This window comes from Arthrobacter sp. U41, assembly GCF_001750145.1.
Classification (GTDB): Bacteria; Actinomycetota; Actinomycetes; order Actinomycetales; family Micrococcaceae; genus Arthrobacter.
Genome location: NZ_CP015732.1, coordinates 3,439,097 through 3,455,300, shown reverse-complemented (window position 1 = coordinate 3,455,300; position 16,204 = coordinate 3,439,097). Strand labels below are relative to the sequence as shown.

The 16,204-nt window shown below is 68.1% G+C and carries 16 protein-coding genes and 1 pseudogene; 9 read left to right on the top strand and 8 right to left on the bottom strand.

Features of this window, described 5'->3' with window-relative positions:
- The first annotated feature begins 82 nt into the window (after nt 1-82).
- Both ASPU41_RS15735 and pepN read left to right on the top strand, forming a co-directional pair.
- Nucleotides 83-1,117, top strand: coding sequence for a YeiH family protein (locus tag ASPU41_RS15735; protein ID WP_083266555.1), 1,035 nt, complete (start codon nt 83-85; stop codon nt 1,115-1,117).
- 4 nt (nt 1,118-1,121) lie between these two features.
- On the top strand, nt 1,122-3,749 hold the full coding sequence (pepN, locus tag ASPU41_RS15730) for an aminopeptidase N (protein ID WP_069951697.1): 2,628 nt from the start codon (nt 1,122-1,124) through the stop codon (nt 3,747-3,749).
- A gap of 76 nt (nt 3,750-3,825) precedes the next feature.
- Here the strand turns inward: pepN and ASPU41_RS15725 are convergent, their stop codons facing one another.
- The 5 genes from ASPU41_RS15725 to ASPU41_RS15705 all read right to left on the bottom strand — a co-directional run bounded on the left by ASPU41_RS15725 (nt 3,826) and on the right by ASPU41_RS15705 (nt 7,895).
- Nucleotides 3,826-4,932, bottom strand: a complete 1,107-nt coding sequence (locus tag ASPU41_RS15725) for a lipoate--protein ligase family protein (RefSeq protein WP_069951696.1) — start codon at nt 4,930-4,932, stop codon at nt 3,826-3,828.
- A 124-nt stretch (nt 4,933-5,056) separates the two neighbouring features.
- Nucleotides 5,057-5,314 carry a type B 50S ribosomal protein L31 gene (locus ASPU41_RS15720; RefSeq protein ID WP_024365679.1) on the bottom strand — a complete coding sequence of 86 codons (258 nt, stop codon included), beginning with the start codon at nt 5,312-5,314 and terminating at the stop codon, nt 5,057-5,059.
- Nucleotides 5,315-5,451: 137 nt separating this feature from the next.
- Nucleotides 5,452-6,261 (bottom strand): TrmH family RNA methyltransferase, encoded by an 810-nt coding sequence (locus ASPU41_RS15715; protein ID WP_069951695.1) that lies wholly within the window; start codon nt 6,259-6,261, stop codon nt 5,452-5,454.
- 44 nt (nt 6,262-6,305) lie between these two features.
- A complete protein-coding gene (locus tag ASPU41_RS15710; RefSeq protein ID WP_069951694.1) occupies nt 6,306-7,091 on the bottom strand; it encodes a sulfite exporter TauE/SafE family protein in 786 nt (261 codons plus the stop codon).
- Between the two features lie 18 nt (nt 7,092-7,109).
- The gene (locus tag ASPU41_RS15705) at nt 7,110-7,895 is read right to left on the bottom strand and encodes an ABC transporter ATP-binding protein (RefSeq protein ID WP_069951693.1); all 786 of its coding nucleotides are present in this window, start codon (nt 7,893-7,895) and stop codon (nt 7,110-7,112) included.
- 192 nt (nt 7,896-8,087) lie between these two features.
- Between ASPU41_RS15705 and serB the strand changes: the two genes are divergently transcribed.
- Nucleotides 8,088-8,993: a phosphoserine phosphatase SerB gene (serB, locus tag ASPU41_RS15700; protein ID WP_069951692.1), complete on the top strand. Its 906-nt coding sequence runs from the start codon at nt 8,088-8,090 to the stop codon at nt 8,991-8,993.
- A 73-nt stretch (nt 8,994-9,066) separates the two neighbouring features.
- Here the strand turns inward: serB and ASPU41_RS15695 are convergent, their stop codons facing one another.
- Nucleotides 9,067-9,819 (bottom strand): SDR family oxidoreductase, encoded by a 753-nt coding sequence (locus ASPU41_RS15695; RefSeq protein ID WP_069951691.1) that lies wholly within the window; start codon nt 9,817-9,819, stop codon nt 9,067-9,069.
- A 209-nt stretch (nt 9,820-10,028) separates the two neighbouring features.
- Between ASPU41_RS15695 and ASPU41_RS15690 the strand changes: the two genes are divergently transcribed.
- Complete coding sequence (locus ASPU41_RS15690) at nt 10,029-10,394, top strand: DUF5655 domain-containing protein (RefSeq protein WP_069951690.1); 366 nt, start codon at nt 10,029-10,031, stop codon at nt 10,392-10,394.
- A 100-nt stretch (nt 10,395-10,494) separates the two neighbouring features.
- On the opposite strand, the gene ASPU41_RS15685 is transcribed toward ASPU41_RS15690, so the two are convergent.
- Nucleotides 10,495-10,914 carry an Hsp20/alpha crystallin family protein gene (locus ASPU41_RS15685; protein ID WP_069951689.1) on the bottom strand — a complete coding sequence of 140 codons (420 nt, stop codon included), beginning with the start codon at nt 10,912-10,914 and terminating at the stop codon, nt 10,495-10,497.
- Nucleotides 10,915-11,183: 269 nt separating this feature from the next.
- Between ASPU41_RS15685 and ASPU41_RS22180 the strand changes: the two are divergent.
- Nucleotides 11,184-12,933: pseudogene (locus ASPU41_RS22180) on the top strand (DUF222 domain-containing protein).
- 264 nt (nt 12,934-13,197) lie between these two features.
- Here ASPU41_RS22180 and fabG read toward each other — a convergent pair.
- Complete coding sequence (fabG, locus tag ASPU41_RS15670) at nt 13,198-13,923, bottom strand: 3-oxoacyl-ACP reductase FabG (protein ID WP_069951687.1); 726 nt, start codon at nt 13,921-13,923, stop codon at nt 13,198-13,200.
- 151 nt (nt 13,924-14,074) lie between these two features.
- On the opposite strand from fabG, the gene ASPU41_RS15665 reads away from it, so the two are divergent.
- The 4 genes from ASPU41_RS15665 to ASPU41_RS15650 are packed head-to-tail and all read left to right on the top strand — an operon-like array spanning nt 14,075 to nt 16,194.
- Complete coding sequence (locus ASPU41_RS15665) at nt 14,075-14,584, top strand: DUF3099 domain-containing protein (RefSeq protein WP_069951686.1); 510 nt, start codon at nt 14,075-14,077, stop codon at nt 14,582-14,584.
- A complete protein-coding gene (locus ASPU41_RS15660) occupies nt 14,581-14,829 on the top strand; it encodes a hypothetical protein (RefSeq protein WP_069951685.1) in 249 nt (82 codons plus the stop codon). The genes ASPU41_RS15665 and ASPU41_RS15660 overlap by 4 nt, the downstream gene beginning before the upstream one ends.
- Nucleotides 14,830-15,714, top strand: coding sequence for an SURF1 family cytochrome oxidase biogenesis protein (locus ASPU41_RS15655; protein WP_069951684.1), 885 nt, complete (start codon nt 14,830-14,832; stop codon nt 15,712-15,714).
- Nucleotides 15,715-15,741: 27 nt separating this feature from the next.
- A complete protein-coding gene (locus ASPU41_RS15650; RefSeq protein ID WP_157357136.1) occupies nt 15,742-16,194 on the top strand; it encodes a YbaK/EbsC family protein in 453 nt (150 codons plus the stop codon).
- Nucleotides 16,195-16,204 lie beyond the last annotated feature (10 nt).

The following is a 16,204-nucleotide window of genomic DNA, read 5'->3' as shown; positions in this document are numbered from 1 at the left end:
GGAGGGCGCCGGGCCCGGGGCTGCCGCCGGCGGCCCCCGCGGCGGTGACGGCTTTTCCGGACGGTTGCGGCAAAGTAGTGGCGTGCCCCCGTTTACTCTCAAACCGCCGCGCCGCCGGGCCAGGCCGCTGCCGGACCTGCCGCCGGGCCTGCTGGCCGCCGCGGCCGCCGTCGTGCTGGCCCTGGCCGTGCACTCCCTCGTGCCCGTGCTCCCGGCAATGACGCTGGCGGTGGCAGCCGGGCTCCTCGCCGCGAATGTCCCGGGGCTGTCCGGCTGGACCGCAGGACCGGGCCGGCCGGGGCTGGATTTCGCCGGCAAGCACCTGATGCGCGCCGGGATTGTGGTTCTGGGGCTGAAGGTCAGTCTGATGGATGTGCTGGGCCTCGGCTGGGCTGCGCTGCTGCTGATCACGGCGGTGGTCCTGGCCGCCTTCGCCGGAACCTACGCCATCAGCAGGCTCTTCCGGCTGCCGCCGCCGGTATCCCTGCTGATCGCCACCGGTTTTTCCATCTGCGGGGCCTCGGCCATCGGGGCGATGGCCGCGGTGCGCCGGATCCGGCAGCACGACACCGTGCTCCCGGTGGCCCTTGTGACCCTGTGCGGGACGCTCGCCATCGGCGTGCTGCCGCTGCTGATCCAGCCGCTGGGACTGAGCCCCGAAGTCTTTGGCGCCTGGACCGGGGCATCGGTGCACGACGTCGGGCAGGTGGTGGCCACCGCGCAGACCGCCGGGGCGTCGGCGCTGGCGGTCGCCGTCGTCGTAAAACTCACCCGGGTGATCCTGCTGGCGCCGATCGTCGCCGCGGCCGGGCTGCACCACCGCAGCAGCGCCGGTACCGGCGACGGTCTGCAGCGGCCGCCCATCGTCCCGCTGTTCGTCCTCGGCTTCGTTGCGCTGGCCGCCCTTCGCACGGCGGGCTGGCTCTCCCCCGCCGTCCTCGACGCCGCCGCGGCGCTGCAGGACATCCTGCTGGGGATGGCGCTGTTCGGCCTCGGCTCGGCGGTCCGGGTGGGCCAGCTGCTGCACACCGGGACACGCGCCCTGCTGGCCGCGCTGGTGTCCTGGCTGCTGATTGCCGCGCTGGGGCTCGGTGCCGCATACCTCATGATTAGATAGCGGAGTGCCGAACCAGAACCTGCGCCGCGATGAAGCCGCAACCCGCTCAGCCCTGATCACCACCCACAGCTACGACGTCTCCCTGGACGTCCGGCAGGCCGCGGATCCGGAGGTCGCCGGTTACCCGAGCCGCAGCGTCATCAACTTCTCCGCCGGCGAACCCGGGTCCTCGACATTCCTGGACTTCATCGGCAGCGAGGTGCACAGCGTCATCCTCAACGGCAAGGAACTTGCCGTCGAGGATGTTGTGGAGGGTTCCCGGATCCGGCTCGACAAGCTCCAGGCAGAGAACCAGGTCACCGTCACGGGCACCGCGCTGTACAGCACGTCCGGGGAAGGCATGCACCGTTTCTTCGACCCGGCCGACGGCCAGTGCTACCTCTACACCCAGTACGAGCCCGCCGACGCCCGCCGGGTCTTCGCCAACTTCGAACAGCCCGACCTCAAGGCCGAATTCACCTTCCACGTGACGGCGCCCTCGGCCTGGCAGGTGTCCTCCAACGGCATCGAAGCCCGGCGCACGCTGCTTACCGGCAATCCGGACACGAGCCGCTGGGACTTCGCCCCCACCAAGGCGATCTCCACCTACATCACGACTGTGCTGGCCGGCCCGTACTTCAGGGCCGAGGACTCCTGGAGCGGGACGTTCGACGACGGCACCCGCCTCGAGGTTCCGCTGGCCCTCTACTGCCGTGCCTCGATGGCGGCCTCCTTCGACCCCGAGGCGCTGTTCACCCTCACCAAAAACGGCCTCGACTTCTTCAACGAACTCTTCGACTTCCCGTACCCGTGGGGAAAGTACGAGCAGGCCTTCGTGCCCGAGTACAACCTTGGCGCCATGGAGAACCCCGGGTTGGTGACCTTCACGGAGAGCTACGTGTTCACCTCGCGGGCAGCCGATTCGCAGTACCAGGCCCGCGCCAACACCCTGCTGCACGAGATGGCCCACATGTGGTTCGGCGACCTCGTCACGATGCAGTGGTGGGACGATCTGTGGCTCAAGGAATCCTTCGCGGATTACATGGGGACCCTCGGCGTGGACCGCACCACGGACTGGCCCACGGCATGGGTGAACTTCGCCAACAACCGCAAGGCCTGGGCCTACGTGCAGGACCAGCTGCCGACCACGCACCCGATCGTCGCCGACATCCCCGACCTTGAGGCAGCCAAACAGAACTTCGACGGCATCACGTACGCCAAGGGCGCCTCGGTCCTGAAGCAACTCGTCGCCTATGTGGGCTTCGAGGCCTTCGTTGCCGGCTCGCGCCAGTACTTCAAGGACCACGCCTACGGCAACACCACCCTCGCTGACCTGCTGGCCGCGCTCAGCGCCGCCTCGGGCCGGGACCTCGCGGACTGGGCCCGCCAGTGGCTGCAGACCTCAGGCATTTCCACCCTCACCAGCGAGATCGAGGAGCACAACGGCGTCCTCGGCACGGTGGCCATCATCCAGGACGCCGAGGACCCGACGACGGGCCGGCAGGAGCCGCGGCCGCACCGGCTGCGGATCGGCCTGTACGAGCAGGACAACGACGGCGCCCTGGTCCGCACCGACAGCGTCGAGACCGACATCAGCGGCGCCCGGACCGTGGTGGCCGGCCTGGCCGGCAAGGCCCGGCCTGCCCTGATGCTGGTCAACGACGATGACCTCAGCTACGCCAAGGTCCGGCTGGACCCGCGCTCCGAAGCCACCGCGCGGGCCTCCCTGAGCGCGCTCAGGGATCCGATGGCGCGCGCCCTGTGCTGGACCGCGCTCTGGGATTCGGCCCGCGACGCCGTCACGCCGTCGAACCTCTACGTCGAGGCCGTGCAGCGCTTCGGACCCGCCGAGACCGGCATTGGAGTGCTGCTGAACGTCCTGGGCAATGCGTCCACGGCGATCGAACGCTACGTCCCCGAAGCCGGGAGGGCCGCCGTCCGCCAGGGCTTCCTGTCCGTGGCCGCCGATGAACTCCAGCGGGCCGCGCGTGGCTCTGACCAGCAGCTGGCGTGGGCGCGCACGGTCGCCGCGGGCAGCCGCTTCGACGGCAGCCGGCTGGACCTGCTCCGCGGCATCCTGGACGGCAGCACCGTCATTGCGGGCCTGTCCGTGGATGCCGAGCTCCGCTGGAACCTCTGGCATGCCCTGGCCGCCAACGGGAAGGCCACCGCCGCGGAGCTCGACGGGGAGCTGGCCCGGGACAACACCGCCGCCGGCAAGTCCGGCCATGCCACCGCCCTCGCGGCCCGCCCCGATACGGCCGTCAAGGAAGCAGCCTGGCAGGAGGCGGTGCACGGCACCTCGCTGTCCAACCAGCTGCTGAGCGCCACGATCGGCGGTTTCAACACGGGCCCCGCGCCGCTGCTGCGGGGATTCATTGACCGCTATTTTGAGTTCCTGGAGGAAGTGTGGGCCGGCCGCAGCATCGAAATCGCCGGCCGGATTGTCCGCGGGCTCTACCCTGCCGGGCAGGACCTGGACGGCGGGAGTCCGGAGACACATCCCGTGATCGTCCGGACGGATGACTGGCTTGCCGGGCACCCGGAGGCCCCGCGGGCGCTGCGGCGCATCGTCATCGAACAGCGCAGCCACCTGCTCCGTGCCCTGAAGGCCCAGGCCCTGACGGCGAACCCACCATCGGCTGCTCCGTAACCGCCCTTTTGGCCGCTCTAAAGGGCAGCTACGGAGCAATCGACGGGGTGTAGCGGTGTGGACGGGGCTAAGGGTCTCAGGGGACCCGGTGCAGCCACTCCGGAGTGCCGAATTTTGCCTCCACCCGGTGCTGCGCCGCGGCCAGCTCAGCCTCGGTCAGCTCCGAAGGCGTCGCCGCATAGCGTTCGGCGAAGACCTCCATCATGGCCGCGACGATCTCGGCCCGGGCCAGTCCGGTCTGCCGCCGGAGCGGATCCACCCGCTTCTTGGCGCTCCGCGTGCCCTTGTCGGAGAGCTTCTCTTTGCCGATCCGCAGCACCTCGACCATCTTGTCGGCGTCGATGTCGTAGCTCATGGTCACGTGGTGCAGCATGCCGCCGTTCGCGAGCCGCTTCTGCGCGGCGCCGCCAATCTTGCCGTGCTCGGTGGCGATGTCATTGAGCGGCACGTAGAAGGCGCTGATCCCCATCTTCTCCAGGGCTGCCATCACCCAGGCGTCGAGGAAGGTGTAGGAGTCGGCGAAGCTGATGCCGTCCACCAGGGTCTGCGGCAGGTACAGCGAGTAGGTGATGCAGTTGCCGGCCTCCATGAACATCGCTCCCCCGCCGCTGATCCGGCGGACGACGCTGATGCCGTGGCGTTCGACGCCGGCGGGGTCCAGTTCGTTGCGGACGGACTGGAAGCTGCCGATCACCACGGACGGTTCCTCCCAGTCCCAGAAGCGCAGGGTGGGGTTGCGGCGCCCCGCGCCGACCTCTTCGGTCAGGACCTCGTCCAGGGCGACGTTGAGGTGGGTGGGCAGCACGGCGGGCGCGATGATGTTCCAGTGGTGGTCCGCCCAGCCGGTGGCCTTCGCGAGGGCGCGCCGGACGGTGACCGCCACGGCATCCGTGGAAAAGCCGAACAGGACGGCGTCTGCGGGCAGGGCCGCTGCCACCGCGGCCGAGATGTCCGCCGCGGCGGCATCGGCCGGAAGGCCGGTGAGCGCCCGGTTGATCTCGAGCAGTGCCTCGTCCGGCTCCAGGAAGAAGTCCCCGCTGAGCGAGACGTTCGCAAGCACGCCGTCAACCACCTCGACGTCGGCCACCACGAGTTTTCCGCCGGGAACCTTGTACTCCCCGTGGCGGCGGGCACCGCCGTCGTCGGCGCTGCTGGAACCGGGGGCCGGGAGAAGGGATGTCATGGCATTAATCCTGCCACGCGGCGGCCGCCCGCACGGCGCAACGCCGCGGCAGTGCCCGGCCGGGACGCAAAAAGCCCGCACCGTCACCGGTGCGGGCTTTTCCAGAAGACCTTGGGGGAAGAAGTTACTTCTTGCCGCCGAAGCCCTTGAAGCGAGCGTTGAAGCGCTCGACGCGGCCTGCAGAGTCCATGATGCGCTGCTTGCCCGTGTAGAACGGGTGGGACTCGGAGGAGATTTCGACGTCAATAACCGGGTAGGTGTTTCCGTCTTCCCACTCGATGGTCTTCTTGGAAGACACGGTGGACTTGGTCAGGAACTTGACGCCGGAAGCCAGGTCGTTGAAAACAACAGCTTCGTACTTCGGGTGAGTATCAGACTTCATAATTGGACCTTTGTTCGCACAACTGGATTTTGCCAGCTGCCAGGTATGAGTGGGATGGCCGGCGGAATGGACCGGACGGCCAGCTATCAATCATAGCGGAAAGTCAGCGCCTCCGCCGCCTGGCCAGCGGCGCTGTTTCAGTTGCGCGGACGGAGCTCCCAGAAGGCGACGGCGGACGCCGCCGCGACGTTGAGCGAGTCAACGCCTGCGCGCATGGGAATCTTCACGGCCAGGTCGACGGCGGCGAGGGTTCCCGCGCTCATCCCCGCACCCTCGGTGCCCAGCACCAGGGCGAGTTTCTCGGGCTGGCGGGCGGCCAGCGCATCGAGGTCCACGGCGTCGTCCGTGAGCTCCAGGGCGGCGACGGTGAAGCCCAGCCCGCGGAGCACCTCCAGGTCCCCCGGCCAGTCCTCCAGCCGGGCCCAGGGCACCTGGAACACCGTGCCCATGCTGACCCGGACGCTGCGGCGGTACAGCGGATCCCCGCAGCGCGGCGAGACCAGGACGGCGTCGATGCCCAGGGCCGCTGCGGAGCGGAAGATCGCGCCGACGTTGGTGTGGTCCACGATGTCCTCCAGCACGGCGACCCGGCGGGCTCCGGCGAGAAGCCCGGTCAACGGCACGGGTTCCGGGCGCTGCATGGCCGCCATCGCACCGCGGTGCAGATGGAAGCCGGTGATCTCCTCGAGGAGCGCGGCGGAACCGATGTACACGGGGACGTCCGGGTACTGCGCAAAGATGTCCGAGAGGTCCTCCAGCCATTTCTCGGCGAGGAAGAAGGAACGCGGCTGGTGCCCCGCCGCGAGGGCCCGGCGGAGCACCCGGGAGGACTCGGCGATGTACATGCCCTCGGCGGGTTCCCGGAGCTTGCGCAGATGAACATCCGTCAGCTGCGTGTAGTCCGAGACCCGGGGGTCGTCGGCGGAGTCAAGGCGGTGGAAGGTCACAGGCGGGTCATTTCAGCGGAAGCGGCCAGGGGTCACGGATCTGGTCATTTGAACAGGTTGGCGATCATGAACCCCAGGGCAACGAGCCCCAGGACGATGATGACACCGCGCAGGACCACCGGGGACAGCCGGCGGCCGACCTTGGCGCCGACCACGCCGCCGATCAGCGAGCTCACCGCAATCAAGCCAACAACGGCCCAGTCGATCCGGCCGAAAGCGAAGAGCAGGTAGGAGACCCCCGCCACGACGTTGACGGCAAGCACCAGGATGTTCTTCATGGCGTTGGCGTTCTGGATGGTCCCGGTCATGAAGATCCCGAGGATCCCGACCAGCAGGATGCCCTGCGCCGCGACGAAGTATCCGCCGTAGATGCCCGCCAGGTAGACCAGGACCACGAGGGTGACGCCGTGGCGGCGGTCCCGGATGGCGTGTTCGGGGTTCTGTTCGCGGTTCCGGACCCACTGCTGCAGCCGGGGCTGGAAGACCACCATCAGCAGGGCGAGCACAATCAGGGCGGGGGCTGCGTAGTGGAAGACCTTCTCGGGCAGGTGCAGCAGGAGATAGGCGCCGGTGATGCCGCCCAGAAGCGAGGCGGGCAGAAGCTTGAGCAGTTGCCTGCCGCGTCCCGTCAGTTCCTTGCGGTAGCCCCAGGCGCCGGCGGCGCTTCCGGACACCAGGCCCATCGCGTTGCTGATGGACGCCGTGACCGGCGCGTAGCCGAGGGCGATCAGCACCGGGAAGGTCACCAGGGTGCCGGAACCGACCACACTGTTGATGGTGCCGGCCCAGAGCCCGGCGAAGAAAATGAAGACACTGTTGAGGAACTCCACGCGCGGTCAGCGGCCCTTTCAGCGGCGCGCGGTGGCCGTGTACCGCCCGGCGCTGACGCTGACGTCCAGCGGCAGCCCGAAAGTCTCGCTGAGATTGTCGGCCGTGAGGACGCCTGTGATCGGGCCCTGGGCCACTACCCCGCCGTCGCGCAGCAGCATGGCGTGGGTGAAGCCCGGCGGCACCTCTTCGAGGTGGTGGGTGACCAGGACGATGGCCGGGGCGGCGTCGTCGCGGGCCAGTTCACTGAGCCGGTACACGAGATCCTCGCGGCCGGCCAGGTCGAGGCCGGCAGCGGGTTCGTCGAGGAGCAGCAGTTCGGGATCCGTCATCAGGGCCCGGGCGATCTGGACGCGTTTACGCTCCCCCTCGGAGAGCGAGGCGAACGGACGGTTGAGCAGCGGCCCCATGCCCCACTCGTTAAGCAGGGCGAAGGCGCGACGTTCGTCGTCCTTCTCATAGCCCTCGCGCCACCGTCCGGTAACACCGTAAGCGGCTGTCACAACCACGTTGAGCACCTTCTCGTGCTCCGGGATCTGGTTGGCCAGCGCGGCCGAGGACAGGCCTATCCGGGGCCGGAGTTCAAAGACGTCGACGGCGCCCAGGATCTCCTCCAAAATGCCCGCCATACCGCTGGTGGGATGGATCCGCGCGGCCGCGAGCTGCAGCAGAGTGGTCTTGCCGGCGCCGTTGGGGCCCAGGATCACCCAACGCTCGCCTTCCTTGACCTGCCAGTCGACCTTGTCCAGCAGGGTCTTGGCCCCACGTACAACGCTGACGGCGGCCATTTCAAGAACATCACTCATAGGAGTAGACACTAGGACAAAACAGCGGGCGACTGATAACCGGTGTGCCGGGCCCGTGCCGGGTGCGCGCCGGGTGCGCGCTGCACGGCTGCCTGGCTGCCGGTCCTGCCGGGGCTGTCCCCGGCGCGGCCCGGCGTCACCTGAGCGCAACGAATTCGGGTCCCCCTCCGCCCGATCGCTAGGATTGCAGCCATGAGCCTGAACCTGACCGCAGTGAGCTATGCCCCGAAACTGACCCGTCCCGAGGTGCAGCAGCTCCGGTCGCTGCTCGCCGGAGCAGGGCTGGAGCTGGATGCGGAAACCCGCACCGGAGACGCCCGCTTCGAGGTCTATACGGCGGACGGAAGCATTGCCCTGGCCTCCGGACCGGACCAGGGGGCGGCGCTGGCCGAACTCCGCCGGACCGCGGCGGACAATGGTCCGGCAGGTGTGGACACAGCCATTGTCCCGGCCGCCCTGCGCAGCGCGCGGCGGAAGCTGCTCATCATGGACGTGGATTCGACGTTGATCCAACAGGAAGTGATCGAGCTCCTGGCCGCCTATGCCGGCAAGCGGGAAGAAGTGACGGCAGTGACCGAGGCTGCCATGCGCGGGGAGCTGGACTTCGCCCAGAGCCTGCATGCGCGGGTCGCGGTGCTCGCCGGGCTGCCGGCCGACGTCGTCGACTCCGTCCGTGCCGAGGTGAAACTGAGCCTCGGGGCGGCGGAGCTCGTGGCCGCCTTCCAGGCCGCCGGGCACGTGGTGGCCGTGGTCTCCGGCGGTTTCAACCAGATCCTGCGGCCGATCGCCGAGGGCCTGGGGCTCGACTACTGGGTCGCGAATGAACTGGAAATCGTCGACGGGGCACTGACCGGAAAGGTCATCGGCGAGGTCATTGACCGGGCGGCGAAGGAGAAGTACCTGCGCGAGTGGGCCGCCAAGGAAGGCATCCCGATGGAACACACGATTGCTGTGGGCGACGGCGCCAACGATCTGGACATGCTCGGCGCCGCGGGGATCGGGGTGGCGTTCAACGCCAAACCGGCGGTCCGCGCGGTCGCGGATGCCGCGGTGAACCTGCCCTACCTCGACGCCGTCCGGCACATCGCCGGCGTCTGAGGCTGAACCGGACATACTGAAGGCCGGGGCGCTTGCCCCGGCCTTCAGTGTGCTCCGCCCCTAGGGCTGAGGCTTAGTTGTTTCCCTTGTCGAAGTAGTCGGCCCCGCCGACGTACTCGGTGTGCCCGCTCTCGACGTCGGCCGTGACCATCTTGGCGACCTCCGCGGCGAATTCCTTGACCGAGTACAGCCGTCCGGCCTCGGCCCGGCGGGCCTCGATGGCGCCCGGGTTGGAGCGGTCCAGCAGGGTGGCCGTGACGGTGCCCTCGATCATGTCGCCGGAGACTACGGCGAGGGAGATGCCCTTCTCGGCCAGGCTCGGAACGAGTTCGCGGAGTGCATCCTCGCCGGCGCGCTTGCTGCGTGCCACGGGCTCGTAGGTCGGCATGGTGGGCACGGTGTTGATGAAGTGGGCCTGGTGGCTCGTCACGAAGACCACCCGGGAACCCTCGGGCATCAGCGGGACGGCGGCGTTGAGCATGTTGACCTGGGCGTCGCGGTTGAGCTTGAGCGCGTAGTCCGGCTCCATGCCGGATTCCATCCCGCCGGAGGCGTTGAGGACCAGGACGTCGAGCGAGCCGAAGTTTTCCATCGCGGCGCTGGCCAGGGCCTGAACGCCTTCCTGGGTGGTGAGGTCGGCGCCGACGGCAACGGCACGGCCGCCTGCCGCCTCGATCTCCGCAACGACTTTGTTGGCGCGTGGTGCCTTCTGGCGGTAGTTGATCACGACGGCGGCGCCCTCGGCGGCGAGGAACTTGGCGACTTCAGCGCCGATGCCCCTTGATGAACCGGTCACGATTGCGGTCTTGTTGTCCAGCAGTCCCATACGAGCTCCTTTTGTTCCAAACGTCCAAAAACGGTGAGTCTGCAGTCCATCATGCCAGCGGCGCAGGAGTTTTCGGTTGTTCGAGTTCCACAAAGAAGCTGCAGCTCGCTAGTGACGGCCCCGCCAGCGGGCGTAGGCTCGCCCGTATGAAACCTCCGGGAGGCAGTCGCCGCGAGGCTGGACATCCGCGGGACCCAGTGTCGCGGGGCGTGAGGGAGGAATCGACGCCGGAGCAGGTTTTCAGTGGTTCCCCCCGCGGCCTGGAACTGTTCCGTGCGGTGGAGCGGATGCTGGCCGCGCCCGACCCGCCCGCCGTGCGGGCAACAAAAAGCCAGGTGGCCTTCCGGGGGAAACGCGGCTTCGCGTACCTATGGTGGCCCGGACGCTACCTGAAGTCCGAGGTGCCCGCAGTGCTGTCGATCGCCTTGCCGCGGCGCGTTGAGCCCGAGCGGTTCAAGGAGGTGGTGAATCCATCGCCGGGAGTGTGGATGCACCACCTGGAACTGCACACGGCGGACGAACTCGACGCTGAGGTCCTGGACTGGCTGCGGGAAGCGAAGGACAACGCCGGCTAGCGCAGCAACCCTGGGGATCCGGCGCCGGGTAAGCCTGGCCGAACAGGGACGCGGGCGGGCTGATCCAGTCCCCGCCCGCGTCCCGCCACAATTCCTGCGGCTACGGGTGGTCGATCCTGATCTTCTTGGCCGTCGTGTCCGGTGGTGTCGCCGGGGCAGGGGCCCGCACCTCAAGAACTCCGTCCGTGTACGTGGCGGTGATGTCCTCTTCCCTGGCGCCCGGCGGCAACGCAACACTGCGCGAAAAAGAGCCGTAGCGGAACTCCGAGCGGTAGCCGTCCTTGCTCTTGTGCTCGGATTTCTCCTCGCGTTCCGCCCTGATGTGCAGCATGCCTTCGCTGACGGAGACGTCGACATCCTTGTCCGGATCGATCCCCGGAACCTCAGCGCGCACCACCAGCGTGGTGCCGTCCACAAACTGCTCGACCTTGATGGACGGTGCCATTGCCAGGTCCCCGTCGAGGAAACGCTTGATCGGCTCCAGCACGTCCGACGGCACCCACTTGTTAAGTTCAGCCATGATTGTCCTCCTGGATCCATGCCCCTGCCTTGGTGTGGTCAGGGGCTGTAGCCCCATTACACACCCGGGGGCCCCTGGCGCTAAGGGCAAAAAGTCCTAACGTGGCTAAACCGGCGCGCCCCATCGGAGGTTACCCACGGGGGACTGGGAAGCAGTCGGCCGCGGCACCTGTAGTCCGTAGCGTCGACCACCCAGGCAGCCCGTGTCAGGTCACGCGGCCACACACCCGATCTCGCTAAATTGTCGGTGCCGTCTGAGATTCTGGGTTTATGGAGAACACCACAGGCTGGAGTGTGGAGGGCAGGGCGGCCGTGGCGGCTGTCGGGGCGTCCTATGCGGCGCTGGTGGGCCTTAAGGGGGCTGCCGCGCGCCGCGCTGATCCGTTCGGCGCTGACTTCACTGACTTGGCTGGCGGTGACGGTAGTGATCCGTTGTGGGATGATCCGTTGCACGATCTGGTGGATGATTCCCTGGACCGCCTCGCCCTGATTGGAGGGATGGAGGCCCAGCTTGCGGCGTTGAAGGTCTGCGCGGCCGCGGACTACGTGCAGGCCGCCGACGCTTTGGCGCCGCCGGCGGTGGCGCTGCACGACAACATGGGCCAGGAGATGGCGGTGCGGGCGGAGGTCGCGTGTGCCCTGACCGTGAGCGAGGGGACCGCGGGGGCGTTCCTGGGCGACTGCCTGGCGCTGACGAAGACGTTGCCGCTGACCCTCGCGGCGCTGACGGCGGGCACGATTTCCTGGGCGCACGCCCGGATCATGGTGGACGAAACGACCAGCCTGGATCCGGCCGGGGCGGCGGCGTTGGAGGCGCACTTCCTGGACCCGGCCGCCCCGAATCCGGCCCGGGGGTGCCCGGCCGGGGAGCTGGTCCCGGGCAGGTTCCGGGCCAAGGCCCGGACTCTGGCGTGAGCGCCATCACCGGGAGAGCATCGAACAGCGCCATGCCAGGTGCGCGGCGGACCGGCGGGTCGAGTTCCGCCCGGACAGTGACGGGATGGCCTGGTTCTCCGCGTACCTGCCGGCCGATACCGCCGCGGGGATCTGGGAACGGACCACCGCGGCCGCCCGCGCCCTGCAGGGCCCGGACGAGGAACGCACCCTGACCCAGCTCCGCGCCGACATCGCCGCCACCTGGCTGCTCACCACCGGCGGAACAGCGGATGGCGGCAGAACGGGCGGTACCGGCGTGGCCGGCGGCGGAAGCTGCGGATCCTGCCGCGGCACCGGCGCCGGCGCGGCCGACGGCATGTGCGCCGGGGCGGGCGGGGGTGTGCCCTCGCCGCGGGCGCAGGTCCTGATCACCGTCCCGGTCCTGTCCCTGCTCGGCGCCGGGGAGGAACCGGCGATGCTGGACGGGTACGGGCCGATCCCGCCCTCGATGGCCCGCCGCCTGATCACCGACGGCGCCGGGTCCTTCCACCGGGTCCTGGTTGACCCGCGGGACGGGGCGCCGCTGGAAATCGGCCGGACCAGCTACCGCCTCACCAAAGCCCAGCGGCACTGGCTGATGCTCCGAGACGGGAGATGCCCGTTCCCGGGGTGCAACAACCACTCCCTGGACAACGAAGCGGACCACCTCCTGGCCTGGGCCGACGGAGGCACCACCGGGATCACCAACCTCGGGCAGCCCTGCCGCAAACACCACAAGCTCAAACACAACTCAGCCTGGACACCGGCCGGGGCCAGCAAAACCGCCCCGCCCGGCTGGACCTCCCCGACCGGACGGCACTACCCCAGCGAACAGCAGGACTGGGAACCACCCCACTGGCCGGACGGCATCCCGGATTCGGGAACAGAATCAGACACAGGCACAGCCACGCGCACGGACTTGGGCGCATACATGGACATGGACGCAGGCATGGGCATGGACTCGGACACAGGTACGGGCATGGATCCGCCACCGGGGGTGGACACGAACGTCGACTTGGACTTCGATACGGGCCTGCCCCCGGACCCCGGCCCGAATCCAGAACAGGAACAGGAACTGCCCGCGGACCCCCTCCCCGACTGGTAGCTGTCCACGGCAGGGCACCCGTTCCCTGCAGACACCGAAGACCTGGACTGGCTGGAGTCCCTCGTCGATCCCTCCCCGGAACGCTTAAGGTTCCAACGAGTCTGATTGACATTTTGGGGCCGGTCCCCCGGACCCGGCTTTGGCGGACAAAGGCCACGGCGAGGCTTCGCCACCCGCCACCCGCCACGATAATTCGCCCTGATTACCCGGCGGGCCGTCCTCCACGCCACCAGTATCTGGGCCAAGGAAGACAGCGAAATTTCTTTAGTGGCCCATGCCGAGGCCGCCGTCGACGGGGATTACGGCGCCGGAGATGTAGGCGGCCTCGTCGCTGGCGATCCATCGGACGACTTTAGCGACCTCCGAGGCTTCGGCGAAGCGGGCGGCGGGAACCTTGGACAGGTAGTCCTTCAGGGTTGCTTCGGGCAATTCTGCCGTCATGTCCGTGTTGATGAATCCGGGGGCAACCACGTTCGCCGTGATGCCGCGGGCGCCCAACTCGCGGGTCAACGAGCGGGCCATGCCGACGAGTCCGGCTTTGGACGCCGAGTAGTTGACCTGGCCGGGGGCCCCGTAGAGACCGGAGACGGAGGAAATCAGGACCACGCGGCCCTTGCGGGCCCGGATCATGCCCTTGGACGCACGCTTGATCACGCGGAAGGCGCCGGTGAGGTTGGTGTCGATGACCGAGGTGAAATCGTCCTCGCTCATGCGCATGAGGAGGGTGTCCTTGGTGATGCCGGCGTTGGCCACCAGCACCTCGACGGGGCCGTGGGCGGATTCCACTTCAGCGAAGGCTGCGTCCACTGACGCTTCGTCCGTGACGTCGGCCTTGACGCCGAGGATGCCGGCGGGGAGCGTCGATTCGCTGCGGTACGTGACGGCCACCTTGTCGCCGTTGGCGAGGAAGGCTTCGGCGATTGCGAGGCCGATTCCACGGTTTCCTCCGGTGATCAGGACACTGCGGCCGGCGGTTGCTGTTTCAGACATGGTGGGGCTCCGGAATTCTGCGGCGCGACGGCGCCGCGCTGGGGACGGGATTTTCCTGCCTCCGATCTTAGCGCCCGGTGCCGCCGCGTTTGGGCGGCTCTGCCGTTGGTGAGAGAATTGCTTTAAGCCTTGGGAGCGTGATCTGACAGCCTTGACACTCAAAAACAGACCCGGTGTACCTGTGCCCGGGAACCCGGCAGTACCATCCGGTGATTCCGAGGTTCACAGCATTACGGACGCCTCCGCGGCACACTCTGAAGAGATGCGCCAGCGGATGATCAAGTACGCCGTGGCGATGGGGATCCGCATGGTGTGCCTGATCCTGATTTTTGTGGTGGACGGCTGGCTGAAGATTCTCCCGGTCATCGGAGCCGTGTTCCTCCCCTGGTTTGCCGTGATCATCGCCAACGGCGACGACAAGGCGGAGGTCCACTCCGACTCGTTGCTGGATTACGCACCGTTGGCCCAGCTGGATGCGCCCGCCGCAGCTTCATCCGGGCCGGCCGGGCCGCGTGATCCGGGTGACCTGGTCCCGGACGACCCGTCGTTGACGTTGCTGCAGGGCGAAATCGTCGATGATGAGGACGTCCCGAAGGAGGGGCGCGGCGTGCCCGGCGGGCACACCGGTGACGACGGCGACCACGGACGGGCAGCATCATGAACCTATTTGATTTGACCGGGAACGCCGGGGCAGCCGGACCGGCGGAAGCCGTCTGCTCCCGCAAGGCGTGCCGGGGCGGGGCCGAATGGCAGCTGCTCTGGAACAACCCAAAGATCCACGCCCCGGAACGGCGCAAGATCTGGCTGGCCTGTGGAGAACACCGGGCCTGGCTCGAGGACTACTTGCAGACCCGCGGGCTCTGGAAGGCCACCGTGGCGTTGGACCCGGCAGGCAGGGCAAGCTGAATGTACCGTTTTCTTTTCTCCAGTAAGTGGCTGGGGTACCTGCTGCTGGCCGCCATCTTTGCGGCCGCGTGCGTCGGTCTGGGCCGCTGGCAGATGGACCGCCGCGCCGAGACGCTCGCCGAGATCAACCGCGTCACGTCCAACTACTCCGCCACGCCCGTCCCTTTTTCTGACATCAAGGACCAGTTCAGCTCGCTGGCGGCTGACCGCGAGTGGACCCAGGTGGAACTCAAGGGCAGTTACGACGTCGCCGGGCAGCATATCGTTCGCAACCGGCCGCTCAACGGCCAGCCCGGCTACGAGGTCGTGGTGCCCTTCCGGGTGGAAACCGGCGAGACAGTCGTGATCGACCGCGGATGGCTGCCCATCGGCAACAACAACCCCGGCCGCCCCGACTCGGTGCCCGCTCCCCCTCAGGGCCCGGTAACTGTCGTCGCCCGGCTCAAACCGGCCGAGCCCGAACTCCAGCGCGGCGCCCCGGACGGCCAGCTGGCCTCGATCGACCTCACTGCCTATTCTCAGCAGCTGGGCTACCCCCTGCTGACCGGCGCGTACGGGCAATTGGCGTCAGAGAGCCCGTCAGCGGCGGACATGCCCTTCCCCTTCCCCAAACCGTCCACACAGGAGGGCACTCACCTGTCCTACTCGCTGCAGTGGTTCGCCTTCGGCGTGCTGATGTTCATCGGCTTCGGGTACGCGGCCCGTCAGCAGGCACGAAACGCTGCCATTGACGCGGAGGACGCTGAAGCCCGGGATGCAGGCGGGGACGGCACCCCGATGCACTCCAGCGGCCCGGTGGTCCGCCGTCGAACGGCCTCCCGCAAGCGGAAGAACGCGACGGCGGAGCAAGAGGAAGACGCCATCCTCGACGCCCAGGGGTTCTGAGCAGTGGCGGGGTTGCTACCGGAGCCCGTGGTCCGCGTGAAGCAGGCGTTATCGGCCCTTGGCGCCGAGGACACCGTGACGGTCTTCGATTCGAAAGTCCCGACGGCGGCTGCGGCGGCCGCCGCGCTGGGTTGCGACGTCGCCGCGGTCACGAACAGCCTTGTGTTCGACCTCGAGGGCGCGCCGCTGCTGATTCTGGCCAGCGGCGCCGCCAGGGTCGATGTCGGCAAGGTCGCCGCGCAGCTGGACGCCGGCAGGATCCGCCGGGCCTCCCCCGAGTTCGTCCTGGAACACACCGGCCAGGAAGTCGGCGGTGTGGCCCCGGTCGGGCATCCGGAGAAAATCAAAACGCTGCTGGACGAGTCCCTTGCGGCCCACCCCGTGCTCTGGGCAGGCGCGGGAGACCATCACTCGATGTTCTCCATCACCTACGAACAGCTACTCAGGATCACAGCCGCCAAAGAGATGCCCGTCCGCTGACGAAGCGTTG

Coding starts and splice junctions, on each gene's coding strand:
- ASPU41_RS15725 (WP_069951696.1), bottom strand. CDS start 4,932: ATGACATCCCTTCTCCCGGCCCCCGGTTCCAGCAGCGCCGACGACGGC.
- ASPU41_RS15720 (WP_024365679.1), bottom strand. CDS start 5,314: ATGAAGTCTGATACTCACCCGAAGTACGAAGCTGTTGTTTTCAACGAC.
- ASPU41_RS15705 (WP_069951693.1), bottom strand. CDS start 7,895: ATGAGTGATGTTCTTGAAATGGCCGCCGTCAGCGTTGTACGTGGGGCC.
- serB (WP_069951692.1), top strand. CDS start 8,088: ATGAGCCTGAACCTGACCGCAGTGAGCTATGCCCCGAAACTGACCCGT.
- ASPU41_RS15695 (WP_069951691.1), bottom strand. CDS start 9,819: ATGGGACTGCTGGACAACAAGACCGCAATCGTGACCGGTTCATCAAGG.
- ASPU41_RS15685 (WP_069951689.1), bottom strand. CDS start 10,914: ATGGCTGAACTTAACAAGTGGGTGCCGTCGGACGTGCTGGAGCCGATC.
- fabG (WP_069951687.1), bottom strand. CDS start 13,923: ATGTCTGAAACAGCAACCGCCGGCCGCAGTGTCCTGATCACCGGAGGA.
- ASPU41_RS15660 (WP_069951685.1), top strand. CDS start 14,581: ATGAACCTATTTGATTTGACCGGGAACGCCGGGGCAGCCGGACCGGCG.
- ASPU41_RS15655 (WP_069951684.1), top strand. CDS start 14,830: ATGTACCGTTTTCTTTTCTCCAGTAAGTGGCTGGGGTACCTGCTGCTG.